11 protein-coding genes are annotated in these 12,235 nt (G+C 70.4%); all 11 read left to right on the forward strand.

What is annotated here, in order from left to right; all coding sequences use genetic code 11:
• The first annotated feature begins 202 nt into the window (after positions 1–202).
• The gene (locus tag ACQP2T_RS54485) at positions 203–448 is read left to right on the forward strand and encodes an acyl carrier protein (protein ID WP_433512637.1); all 246 of its coding nucleotides are present in this window, start codon (positions 203–205) and stop codon (positions 446–448) included.
• Complete coding sequence (locus ACQP2T_RS54490) at positions 429–1,181, forward strand: SDR family NAD(P)-dependent oxidoreductase (protein ID WP_433512638.1); 753 nt, start codon at positions 429–431, stop codon at positions 1,179–1,181. The genes ACQP2T_RS54485 and ACQP2T_RS54490 overlap by 20 nt, the downstream gene beginning before the upstream one ends.
• 270 nt (positions 1,182–1,451) lie before the next feature.
• Positions 1,452–2,711, forward strand: a complete 1,260-nt coding sequence (locus ACQP2T_RS54495; RefSeq protein ID WP_433512639.1) for an AMP-binding protein — start codon at positions 1,452–1,454, stop codon at positions 2,709–2,711.
• Positions 2,708–3,733, forward strand: a complete 1,026-nt coding sequence (locus ACQP2T_RS54500; protein ID WP_433512640.1) for an acyl-protein synthetase — start codon at positions 2,708–2,710, stop codon at positions 3,731–3,733. The genes ACQP2T_RS54495 and ACQP2T_RS54500 overlap by 4 nt, the downstream gene beginning before the upstream one ends.
• A complete protein-coding gene (locus ACQP2T_RS54505) occupies positions 3,733–4,956 on the forward strand; it encodes an acyl-CoA reductase (protein WP_433519957.1) in 1,224 nt (407 codons plus the stop codon). The genes ACQP2T_RS54500 and ACQP2T_RS54505 overlap by 1 nt, the downstream gene beginning before the upstream one ends.
• Before the next feature lie 31 nt (positions 4,957–4,987).
• Positions 4,988–7,381 carry a hypothetical protein gene (locus ACQP2T_RS54510; RefSeq protein ID WP_433512641.1) on the forward strand — a complete coding sequence of 798 codons (2,394 nt, stop codon included), beginning with the start codon at positions 4,988–4,990 and terminating at the stop codon, positions 7,379–7,381.
• Between the two features lie 74 nt (positions 7,382–7,455).
• A complete protein-coding gene (locus tag ACQP2T_RS54515) occupies positions 7,456–8,688 on the forward strand; it encodes a glycosyltransferase (protein WP_433512642.1) in 1,233 nt (410 codons plus the stop codon).
• A gap of 5 nt (positions 8,689–8,693) precedes the next feature.
• On the forward strand, positions 8,694–9,389 hold the full coding sequence (locus ACQP2T_RS54520; protein ID WP_433512643.1) for a class I SAM-dependent methyltransferase: 696 nt from the start codon (positions 8,694–8,696) through the stop codon (positions 9,387–9,389).
• A gap of 9 nt (positions 9,390–9,398) precedes the next feature.
• Positions 9,399–10,061 carry a class I SAM-dependent methyltransferase gene (locus ACQP2T_RS54525; RefSeq protein ID WP_433512644.1) on the forward strand — a complete coding sequence of 221 codons (663 nt, stop codon included), beginning with the start codon at positions 9,399–9,401 and terminating at the stop codon, positions 10,059–10,061.
• A gap of 10 nt (positions 10,062–10,071) precedes the next feature.
• Positions 10,072–10,749 carry a polysaccharide deacetylase family protein gene (locus tag ACQP2T_RS54530; protein WP_433512645.1) on the forward strand — a complete coding sequence of 226 codons (678 nt, stop codon included), beginning with the start codon at positions 10,072–10,074 and terminating at the stop codon, positions 10,747–10,749.
• A 19-nt stretch (positions 10,750–10,768) separates the two neighbouring features.
• Positions 10,769–12,235, forward strand: coding sequence for a hypothetical protein (locus ACQP2T_RS54535; RefSeq protein ID WP_433512646.1), 1,467 nt, complete (start codon positions 10,769–10,771; stop codon positions 12,233–12,235).

Consider the following 12,235-nt stretch of genomic DNA (forward strand, 5'->3'; position numbering starts at 1 on the left):
ATGCGGGAGTGCCCGTACCAGTGATTGGATTCGTCCATCATTCCCCCTGTAGCGGTCGACGCGCCGCATGCGACATTCTCAGCCCGGCACAGCGGGCACGCGCCGTTATACGGTTCTATTACTCACGACGGGTGCTTGGTTTCTGTTGACGGACGATCACGGCTACACTACGTGGTTGTCCGAAGACAGAAAGTGAGCAGAGATGAGCCAGCTCGACCGCCTGCGCGGCGTCTTCCGCGCCTCGCTGAGCCTGCCGGCCGACCAGGACGTCGACGGGCTCGAATACCGGGCGATCCCGCAGTGGGACTCACTGGCCCACATGGCCCTCGTCGCCGCGATGGAGGACGAGTTCGGCATCATGATCGACACGGACGAGATGCTCGACATGAGCTCGTTCGCCAAGGCCGCCGAGCTGCTGGACAAGCACGGTGCCGACGCCGTCACCTGACCTCCGGGTCGCGCTCGTCACCGGCTCCACGCTGGGCATCGGCCGGGCCGTCGCCGCGCGGCTGGCCAGGACCGGTCACGAGGTCGTCCTCCACGGGCGCGACCAGGAGCGCTCCGCCAAGGCGGCGGCCGAGGTGGCCGCCGAGACCGGGGGCCGCACCGACACGGTCCACGGCGACGTGGCCGACCCCGCCGCAGTGTCCGCCATGATGCGGGAGATCCACCGGCGGCACGGGCGGCTCGACGCCCTGGTGATCAACGCGGGCGGGCACGCGGCGAGCCTGCTCGGCATGATGCACAGCGACGTGGTGAGCCGGCTCTTCCAGGTCAACGCGCTGGGCGCCACCCACACCCTGCAGGCCGCGGTCAGGCTGCTGCGCAGGGGCACCGACCCGGCCGTGGTCCTGGTCTCCTCGGTCATGGGCCGCAAAGGGGCGCCGGGCCAGGCCGTCTACTCCGCCACCAAGGCCGCCGTGCTCGGCCTCACCCTGGCCGCCGCCAAAGAGCTGGGGCCTCAGGGCATCCGGGTCAACGCGGTGGCACCCGGCTACATCCAGACCGACATGCTCTCCACGCTCGACGACCGGGCCCGCGCCGACACCGTCGCCGCGACCCCGCTCGGCCGCCTGGGCACCGCCGGCGACGTGGCCGCCGCGGCCGCCTTCCTGCTCTCCGCCGACGCCTGCTTCATCACCGGCCAGGTCATCGGGGTGGACGGCGGGCTGGTGCTGTAAGTCTCCGACACGATGGACGGGCGGTCTTCCATGAACGCTTCTCTACACTCCGGACACTCCGGCGCACCCCACCCGGCCGACGGTTCCTCACCGCACATCGGCGAGGACCCGACTCCTGGGGAGGGCCTTCCGCATCCGGGTACGCGGACACCGGAGCACCTTCCACACCCGCACACCCAGACACCGGAACATCTTCCGCACCCGGACGCGCGGACAGCGCAGTGTCTTCCTCATCCGGACGCGCGGATAGTCGTCGCGGGAGAGCCGGGGGTGCTGACCGGTGACGACCTGGCGGCTCGGATCGCGAGCACCACGCAGGCGCTGGCCGCGCTGCCACCCGGCCCGGTGTTCTGCGGCATGCGCAACGACCTGCCGTCCGTGCTGCGCTACCTCGCGGCGTTCCAGGCAGGCAGGCCCATCGCGCTGCTGGACCCCGACCTGCCGCCCGGCGCGCTGGCCGAGCTGGCCGCCAGGTTCAAGCCCGCCGCCCTGCTCGGCTTCACGCGGGCCGCCGACGGCCTGCGGCGCGCCCGTGGCGGCACCCCCGAGCCCCATCCGGACCTGGCCGTCCTGCTCGCCACCTCGGGTTCGACTGGCAACCCCAAGCTCGTGCGGCTGTCGCGGTCGGCCGTGTCGGCCAACGCCCACGCCATCGCCACCGCCCTGGCCATCGGGCCCGGCGAGATCGCGCCGACCAGCCTCCCGCTCTACTACAGCTACGGCCTGTCGGTGCTCAACAGCCATCTCGTCGCGGGCGCCACCGTGGTGCTGACGGACGCGGGCCTGCTCGAACGGTCCTTCTGGACCATGCTCGACGAACACCGCTGCACCTCACTGGCCGCGGTCCCCTACCAGTACGAGATGCTGCGCAAGCTCCGCTTCGACCCGGTCGAGCACCCGGCGCTCACCACCATGACCCAGGCGGGCGGGCGGCTGCGGCCTGACCTGGTCACCGAGTTCGCCGCCAAGGCCCAGCGCTTCCTCGTCATGTACGGCCAGACGGAGGCGACCGCCCGCATCGCCGTACTCCCCCACGACCGCCTGGCCGCCAAGCCCGGCTCCGTGGGCCTGGCCATCCCCGGCGGTCGCCTGACCATCGACGACGGCCAGGTCGTCTACCACGGCCCCAACGTGATGATGGGCTACGCCGACACGGCCGACGACCTGGCCAGAGGCGACGACCTGGGCGGCGTGCTGCGCACCGGCGACCTCGGCCACCTCGACGACGAGGGTTTCCTCTACATCACCGGCCGGATGAAACGCATCGCCAAGGTCTTCGGCGTACGCGTCAACCTCGACGACATCGAACGCCTGCTCCGCGACCGCGGTCCCGTCGCGGCCACCAGCGGCGACGACCGCGTCACGGTCTGGGCCGAGGGCCTCGACGCCGACGGCTGCACCACACTCGCCCGGCGGCTGGGGTCCGAGCTGCGGCTCCACTGGAGCGGGTTCGACGTACGCGGCGTGGACCGGCTGCCGCTGCTCGGCACCGGGAAGATCGACTATCCCGCTCTGGAGGCCCGCACATGAGCGTCTTCACCTTGTCCCAGGACGCGAAGGAGGCCGCGCTGCTGCCCGAACTGGTCGCGCTGACCGAGCGGCATCGGCGGGCCTGCCTGCCGTACCGCCGGATTCTCGACGCGATCGGGGCGGTGGGGCCCTACGAGCGGGTGGCGGATCTGCCGTGGCTGCCGGTGCGGCTGTTCAAGACGCACGAGTTGCGCAGTGTGCCGGAGAGCGCGGTGTTCAGGGTGCTCACCTCCAGCGGTACGACCGGGCAGCGGCCCAGCCGCGTCTACCTCGACCGCGAGGCGGCGGCCGCGCAGCCGCGCATGCTGGCGGCGACGCTCCGGGCGGTGCTGGGTGAGCGGCGGCTGCCGATGCTGATCGTCGACAGCCGGTCGACGATACGCGCTGCCACGCTGAGCGCTCGCGGGGCGGGCGTGCTCGGCATGATGCACTTCGGCAGGGACCATACCTTCGTGCTCGACGAGGGTGGCGAGCTCGATGCCGAGGCGGTCAAGGGCTTTCTCGCGCGGCATGGTGGTGCGCCCTACCTGATCTTCGGGTTCACCTTCATGGTGTGGTCGCACCTGCGTGAGCTTGACCTCTCGCAAGGGGTGCTGATCCACTCCGGGGGCTGGAAACGGCTGGCGGAGCAGGCCGTCGACAACGCCACGTTCCGCCGGCGGCTGGGCGAGGAGTGCGGGCTGCGGCGCATCCACGACTTCTACGGGATGGTCGAGCAGATCGGCACCGTGTTCCTGGAGGGGCCGGACGGAGGCGGGCTCTACTGCCCCGATTTCGCCGATGTCGTGATCCGCGATCCGGAGACGTGGCAGGAGGCGCCGCCCGGTGTGCCGGGACTGATCGAGGTGGTCAGCACGCTGCCCACGTCCTATCCGGGGCACGTCCTGCTGACGGAGGACCTCGGCGTGGTGCACGGGGTGGACGACGGGGTGTGGCCGGGCAAACGGTTCTCGGTGCTCGGGCGGCTGCCCAGGGCGGAGGCGCGCGGCTGCAGCGACACTTCGGCACGGTCGGCGGCGTGATGAGCGAGCTGGGGGTCGGGGTCAGGTTTCCGGAATGCCGGGATATGTCGGTCGAAACGCTGATCGGGCAGATGTCCGGGGGCGAACCGCTCGCGGTGGGTGATGAGCGGATTCGCAGGTTCCTCACCGGGTTCGGCAGGCGCCTGCTGAGTCCGGAGCTGGCGCGACGTCATCCCGAGCTGGCATCGCTGGGCTTCTTCCTGCGGCCCAGCGAGCTGACGCGAATTCTCGACGGGCCCCGGGGCGATCACCTGCGGGCGCCGCGCGGCCTGGTGTTCCACGTCCCGCCCGCGAACGTCGACACCGTCTTCGTCTACTCCTGGGCGCTGTCGGCGCTGATGGGCAACCACAACGTGGTACGCCTGTCGCCGCGCGCGGGCGCCGTGGCCGAGACGATCACGCGGACGCTGCGGGAGTCGCTGGCCGACGCCGATCCGGTGGTGGCCGCCACGCAGCGCGTCGTCACGTACGACCGGTCCGACGCCGTCACCGCGGCCCTGTCAGCGGCGTGCGACCTGCGGGTCATCTGGGGCGGCGACGCCGCGGTCGACGAGATCCGCCGCCATCCACTCGCCCCGCACGCGCGCGACCTGACCTTTCCCGATCGGACGTCGTTCGCGGTGCTCCGGGCGGCGGCCTGGCTGTCGGCCTCGGCCGCCACGCGGGGGGCGGTCGCCGAGGGGTTCGCCAACGACGCCTACTGGTTCGACCAGGCGGCCTGCTCGTCCCCGCGCACCGTCTACTGGGTCGGCTCGGCCGCCGACTGCGATGTGGCGCGCGAGGAGTTCACCGCCTGGCTCGCGCGGGCCGTGGCCAAGCGAGGGTGGTCCGTGGACGCCGCGATGGCGGTCGAGAAGCGGGTCGCCACGTACGGGCTGGCCGCCGACGGCGACGCCCGTGCCATCGACTTCCACGGCAACGCGCTGGCCAGCGTCACCCTGGCCGGTCCTGAGGCGGCGCCACGGCGGTGGCTGGGCACCGGGACGTTCGCGCACGCCCGGCTCGATGGGCTTGGCGAGCTGGCTCGGCTGGTGGAGCGCCGGGATCAGACCATGACCCACTTCGGGTTCGTCCCGGCCGAGCTGGAGTTGCTGGCGGGGGCGCTGGGCGGGCGGGGGGTCGATCGGATGGTGCCGGTGGGGAGCGCGCTGAGCTTTCACCGGGTTTGGGATGGAGTGGACCTGACCGCCGAGTTCACCCGTCTGGTGACCGTGATCACATGACGATCAGGGCGGACAAGAGCGTGGTGACCGCATGACGCTCACGGCGGCAAAGAGCACGGTGGCCTCGCCGGTGGCCGGGCGGCGGGGGTGGTCCGGTTGGGTGCCGGTGGGGCTAGTGGGCCTGGTGACCGTGGCGGCGCTCGTCTGGCGCGGGGTTTCCGTCCGCGACCTTGCGGCCTTCGGGGGCTATATCGGTATCGGCGTGCTGGTTCCCGGGACGCTGTTGTGGCGGGCGTTGGCACGGGGTCGCGGGTCGCTGGCCGAGGAGTTGGCGGCGGGCCTGGCTCTGGGCTACGCGGTCGAGGTGCTGGCCTACATCCCGGCGCGCGCGGTCGGGCTGCCGCTGCTGATGCTCGTCTGGCCCGTTACGGTGATCGCCGCCTTCGTCGCCGTACCCCGGCTACGACGGTACTGGCGGTCGGGGCCGGAACCGGACCCAAGGACGGGGACGGGACCAGAGACGGGGACGGGAGCAGAGACGGGGACGGGAGCAGAGACGGGGACGGGAGCAGGGACCGGAGCGGGGACGAGACCGGGGGCGAGACCAGGGACCGGAGCGGGGGCGGCGGGTCGCGAGTGGATTCCCCTGTGGTGCGCGTGGGCCCTGGCCGCGGTCGTCTGCTATCTCGTTGTCTGGAGCACCCTGTCGTTCTACGGGGGCCACGGCCTGACCTGGCCCGGCAACGCGACTCCCTACGTCGACATGCCCTACCATCTCGCCCTGCTCGGCGAGCTCAAGCACCACATGCCCCCGACGGTCCCGACGGTCCTGGGTGAGCCGCTGTCCTACCACTGGTACGTCTACGCCGAGATGGCCGCCACCAGCTGGGTCACCGGCATCGAACCGCAGACCCTCCTCTACCGGCTGTCGATGCTGCCGATGATGGTGGCCATGGTCGTGCTGGTGGCGGTGCTCGCCAAGCGGGTGACCGGGCGGTGGTGGGCGGGCGTGGCGGCGGTCTTCGTGACGTACTTCGCCTTCAGCCCAGAGCTGTATCGGGGAGCGAGCAATCTGTTCACGTCGCGGTCGATGTTCACGGTGTGGACGAGTCCGACGCAGACGTTCGGGGCGTTGCTCTGCGTCCCTGTGGTGCTGGTGCTGGTCGGGTACCTGCGCCGGGAGCGGACCGGAGCGGGCGGGTGGGTGCTGGTCGGGGTGCTGTCGGCGGCGCTGACCGGGGCGAAGGCGACGTTCCTCCCGCTGTTGCTGGGTGGGCTGGTGCTCGTCCTGGTCGTCAGACGCTGGACACGACCCGCACTCGCGGACGTCAGGAACACACCGGCCGAGCCGTGGTCACGACCCGCACTCGTCGGCATCGGGATCATGCTGGGCGGTCTGGCGTTCGCGCAGTTCGTGGTCTTCGGGGGTCAGCGGCAGGGGCTGGTGCTCGCGCCGTTCGCGAGCATGCGGCCGGTCTGGGGACTGGTGATGGACCTCGGACCCAAGCAGGTCGCCAGGGCCTCGATGTGGCCGATGGCCGGGCTGACCGGCATTCACCTCATCTGCCTGGCGTGCGTGTGGGCGGGAGTGCTGGGCGTGCTGGCCAGGCCGGCGGTCCTGCGGGATCCGGGCATGCTGCTGTTGCTCGGGATCGGGGCGGGGGGCATCGGCGCCGTCGTGCTGCTGGGCCATCCCTCGGCCAGCCAGTACTACTTCCTGGAGGGCGCTCGACCGTACCTCTCGATCGCGTCCGTGGCCGGGATGGCTGTGTTCGGCCGGGAGCGTGGATTCGGTGCCGCCAAGTGGTGGGTGGCGCTGGGAGCCGGGCTGGCTGTGGGTGTCCGGGCGCTGCTCGGACCGGAGGTGCCGGTCCACGGACTGCTCCCGCTCGCGCTGCCGTACCTCGTGCTCATGGCGGTGGTTGTCGCGGCCGTCGCACTGTGGCGCGGGCCCGTGGCGCTCGCGGTCATCGCGCTGCTCACCGGCTACGCGGTGCCGACCACCTTGACCCAAGGGGTCGGGCCGTCGAGCCACCACGAGGCGCCGCCGCCCGTGCGCATGGTGCCGCAGGGTGCGCTGGAGGCCGGGCGGTGGCTGCGGGATCACTCCTCGCCCGACGACGTGGTGGCGACCAACGCGCACTGCCGACCCGTCGGCTGGAAGGTGTGCGACAGCCGCCACTTCTGGGTGTCCGCCTACAGCGAGCGCCGGGTGCTGGTGGAGGGGTGGGCATACGCCCAGAGCACGATGTCGCGGAGTGAACCGTTCGGCCTCTCCTACCTGGCCCTGCCGTTCGCGGACCAGGCGCGGCTGGCGGCGAACGACGCGATGTTCCGGCAGCCGTCGGCGGAGAATGTCGCGCGGCTCGTCCGCGAATATGGCGTCAAATGGGCGTTCACGGATAATGACACGGCCCTTGATGGCTTCGCGACGCTGCGTTTCCGCAGCGGCCAGTGCTCCGTCTACGAACTCGGCGCCGGGTAAAAGTCTCCCCTGCTCCAAGAATGGTGCGGAGAAACAGCCCGCGCATCAATGGACGGCCGCAGCAGCATTCCCGCATGAACACGCGTTCCGCCATGGACAGGAGCCCGGCCGTTCTCGGCGAACCGGTCACCTTGGCGACCGTGGACATCGTCATTCCAGTGCTCAACGAGCAAAAGGCACTGCCCGGTTGCATCAGGACGCTCAACGCGTTCCTCGGCGATTCCTTCCCGCTGCCGTGGCGCATCACGATCGTCGACAACGGAAGCATCGACGGCACCTGGCGGGTCGCCCGGGGGTTGACGCGCGAGTTCCCGCAGGTGCATGCCCGCAGGCTGGAGACCAGGGGCCGTGGTGCGGCGTTGAAGGCCGCTTGGCGCGACAGTCCGGCCGACATCGTCGCGTACATGGACGTCGATCTGTCGACCGGGCTCGGCGCGCTGTTCCCGATGGTGGCCGCGCTCGCCAGCGGCCATTCCGAGGTCGCGATCGGCACCCGGCTCGCGCGCGGCGCCCGTACCCGCAGGTCGCTGCGGCGGGAGCTGGTCTCGCGCGGGTACAACGCCCTGCTCCGGTACGGTTTCGGCGTCGGCTTCAGCGACGCCCAGTGCGGCTTCAAGGCCGCCAGAACGGACGTGATCAGGCCGCTCCTGGACCGCGTCGAGGACGACGGCTGGTTCTTCGACACCGAGTTGCTCCTGCTGGCCGAGCACAACGGCCTGCGCGTCCACGAGGTGCCGGTGGACTGGGTCGAGGACCTCGACTCGCGTGTCCGCATCATCAGGACGGCGGTCGAGGACCTCAGAGGGCTGGCCAGGGTGGCGCGGTCGATGTCCAACGGCAAGGCCGCGCTGAAGATGACGAACGAGACGGAGCCCACGCCCACGCACCCGGACGCGGTCGTCGCCCGGCCGCGCGCGGTGATGCTGGCCAGGTTGGGGTCGTTCGCCCTGATCGGCGGGTTCTCGACAGTCCTCTACGCGCTGCTCTATCTCCCGTTGCGTGAGCTTTGGCCGGCCGCGGCGGCCAACCTCGTCGCGCTGCTGCTCACCGGCTTCGCCGGCGCCGAGGCCCGCCGCTGGACGGTCAACGTGCTCGGCGGTCACCGTACGGCCCCACGCGTCCGGACCGTGCCGGCCTTCCTGGCCGACTACGCCATCACCACCATGGCGGTGCTCGGTCTGCCGCCACCGGGCGGTCGCGTGTTCGAGGCGACCACCGCCGTCGGCACGTACTGCCTGCTCACCCTCCTGCGCTTCGCCGCACTCGACCGGTGGGCCTTTACACGGCGGGTCGGAACAAAGAGATGAACGAGATGCGAGCACAAGAGATCCGCCGCATGGCCGCGCTCGAAGACAGCCACTGGTGGTACCGGGAGCGCCGGGCCATCCTCCGTGCCGAGGTACGCCGCCTGCGACCCGGCCGGGCGCTCGACGTCGGCGCGGCCGGTGGCGGCAACACCCTGGTCCTCGTCGAGGAGGGCTGGGAAGCGACCGCCACCGACTGCTCCGAACTCGCGGTGGAGGTGGCCAGGGGACGCGGGCTGCGGGCCGTACAGGCGGACGCGCGTGACCTGCCGGTCGAGTCCGGGAGCGTGGACCTCGTGACCGCCCTGGACGTGCTGGAGCACATCGAGGAGGACTACCTGGCCACCGAGCAGATCGCCAGGGTGCTGCGGCCGGGCGGGCGGGCGCTGATCGCGGTCCCCTGCGACATGTCGCTGTGGTCGGCCCATGACCACGCCGTCGGCCACGTACGGCGCTACTGCCGTGATTCGCTGACCGGCGTGGTCGAGAAGGCGGGCCTGCGCGTCGAGCGGCTGTGGAGCTGGAACGTACTCCTGCGCCCGCTGATCGCCCGGCACCGGCACTCGTCCACCGGCAGTTCCCTGGCGCCGGTGCCCCCGCTGGTCAACGCCGGCCTGTCCGCGGTCGTCAGGCTGGAGAGGTGTCTGCCGGTCGGTTCGCTCAAGGGCGTGACGCTGTTCCTGCGTGCCCGCCTTGAGAGTTAGGAGACCGGTTTGTCGCTCGATCGGAGCCTCCTGCTTGAGGACGCGGGGCGGCTGTACGCGGACGCGCCCCGGGCCCTGCGGCTCAAGCAGCGGCTGCGGGTGCTGGTCTGCCCGTTCGAGGAGACGATCGGGTACGTTCCGGACGGCGCGAGCGTGCTCGACATCGGATGCGGCTCCGGGCTGATGCTCGGCCTCATGGCGGCGCGTGGGAAACGCGTCCAGGGGCACGGCTTCGATCCGTGCCCGGTCGCGATCGGGCTGGCCGGGCGGATGGCCGTCCGCCTGCGCGACAGCGGCTCGACGCTGCGCTTCGAGCACCGCGACGCCCGCTCGCCGTGGCCGGCCCGCTCCTATGACGTGGTCCACATGCAGGACGTCATCCACCATGTGCCGATTCCGGCGCAGCGGGCGGTGTTCGACCGGGCCTGCGCCGCGGTACGGCCCGGCGGCCTGCTCGTCTTCACGGACATGAGCGCGCGGCCCCTGTGGCGCAACGCCGCCTGCCGGATCCACGATCTGATCGTCGCCCGCGCGTGGATCCACCCGGTGCCGATCAGCACGATCGAGGACTGGGCGGCGGGGAACCGGCTCGCTCTGGAGGTGTCCCGCACCGCGCACCGCGTCATATATGGGAACGATCTAAGAGTCTTCCGGCGGCGACTTTGGCCATAAGCTAGCGCATGTGGTGATTCACGGCATACTTGCGGCGTCTTTAGCGCTGACGTCACTCCCCGCGACGAGCGCTCACGCGGAGATCGATTGCGGCAGGGTCAAATGTCTGGCCCTGACCTTCGACGACGGCCCGAGCGTCCATACGCCGAAGCTGCTCGACCTGCTCAAAAAGGAACGTGTCAAAGCCACCTTCTTCCTGGTCGGCAAGCAGGTGGAGAAATATCCGAGCATCGTCAGACGGGAAGCCGCCGAAGGCCATGCCATCGGCAACCACACCTATTCGCATCCGTCGCTGCCCACCCTGCTCGACAACGAGATCCTGGCCGAGATCCAGAACACCCAGGAACTCATCAAGGAGCAGACGGGGACGCTGCCGAAGATGTTCCGCCCGCCGTACGGGGCCACCGACGACCGGGTGCTGGGCCTGGCGGGGTCGCAGAACCTCTCGCAGGTGCTGTGGACCGGTACGACGCTCGACTGGAAGCTGCGTAACGTGGCGAAAATCAAGGCGGCCGTGTTCAGGTTGGCCAAGCGCGACGGCGTGATACTCATGCATGACGTGGTGCCGCAGACCGTACAAGCCATGCCGGCGATCATCAAGGAGCTCAAGAAGCGCGGCTACCACCTCGTCACCGTGCCGACGCTGGAGCGCGGCAAGGGGATGGAAGCCGGGGTGAGTTACCCCTGAACCGCCTGGATCGGGAGCCATGCAGATCGAAATCGCCAAGCGCCGGCGATGGGTGCCACTCGGGACGTTCGTCGCTATTCAGGCCGTTCTCGCCTGCTGGTGGGCGGCGTTCTATCCCGGGCTGTTCAGCCGCGATTCGGTCCTCTACCTAAGCCATACGCTCGTCGGTCCCTGGGTGGGCGACCACTCGGTCCTCTACGACTCGCTGCTGTGGCTCAGCTTCAGGACCACCGGTGACCTCGGCGCGGTCACGTTCGTGCAGACCACGGCCATGGCGGCGGCGCTCACCTACCTGACGGAAGCGCTCAAGAACCTTGGCGCGCCGCGCAGGTCGACGACAGTGGTGGCCGTGCTCCTGCCGCTGGTGCCCACGGCCGGCGCGTTCACGGTCACGCTCTGGAAGGACGTGCCGTTCACGATCTGCGCGGTCGCGATCGCGGCCGCCTGCGCCGCGATGGCCGCCGACCGTACCGTCACCTACCGCAGACTGCTCGGGCTGGGCCTGCTGATGACCGCCCTGGGGCTGTTCCGGGCGAACGGCTTCCTCATCGTGGGCGTCGCCATCGTCGTGCTGCTCGTGGTCGTCTCGGCCATGCGCGTACGGCTGGCGCTGGTCGGCACCGTGGCGGCGGCCATCCCGCTGCTGCTCAACAACCTGCTCTTCCCCCAGTTCGGCATCGCGGCCCCGTCGAAGACCTACGTCTACCACACGGCCTTCGGCGACATCGCCGTCGCGTACCGGGACCATCCGGAGCTGTTCACCGAGCAGGACAAGGCCCTCATGACGGCCGTCGCGCCCCTGACCAGGTGGACCGAGGGCGGCAACTGCTACACGATCAACCCGCTGATCTGGCGGCGTAATTTCAGCTGGCCGCAGGCCGACGCGCACGCCACTGAGCTGCTGGACCTCTGGAAACGCCTGCTCCTCGAACAGCCCGCGATGGTGGTCGACGCCAGGCTGTGCCGGGGCGCGATCGCCTGGAAGCTGTTCGGGGACGACACGGTCCCTGGCGGGAGCACCTACCGGTTCTCGCTCCGCCCCAACGCCGACACCTACGTGGGACCCAACAAGGTGCCCGACTTCCAGGGCCGGTGGGTCTACTCGCTCAGGCCGATGTCGCAGGACCTCTACCAGAGGGCGAGCTCGTGGCTGGCCACCGCCATGCAGCCGCAGTATGACTGGCTGCTGTGGCGAGGCGCGTTCTGGTGCTATCTGTCCTATCTGGCCGTGGCCCTGGGCGCGCTGGCGCAACGCAACCGCTATGTGATCGCCGTGGCGGCGCCGGTGGTGGGGCAGCAACTCGCCATCCTGGCCAACATCTCCGCCCAGGACTTCCGGTACATGGCCTCACCGATCCTCATCGGCGTCCTGCTGGTCCCGCTGCTCATCGCCTCCATCGGCCGGCTGATCCGGCGCCTGCCCCCTCGGGAACCGGCATCGGCCTCGGCCTCGACCTCGGCCGAGCAGGCGGAGACGCCCGCTTAG

Origin of the sequence: Nonomuraea sp. CA-143628, from assembly GCF_050942315.1 — a bacterium.
In the GTDB taxonomy this organism is placed as follows: domain Bacteria; phylum Actinomycetota; class Actinomycetes; order Streptosporangiales; family Streptosporangiaceae; genus Nonomuraea.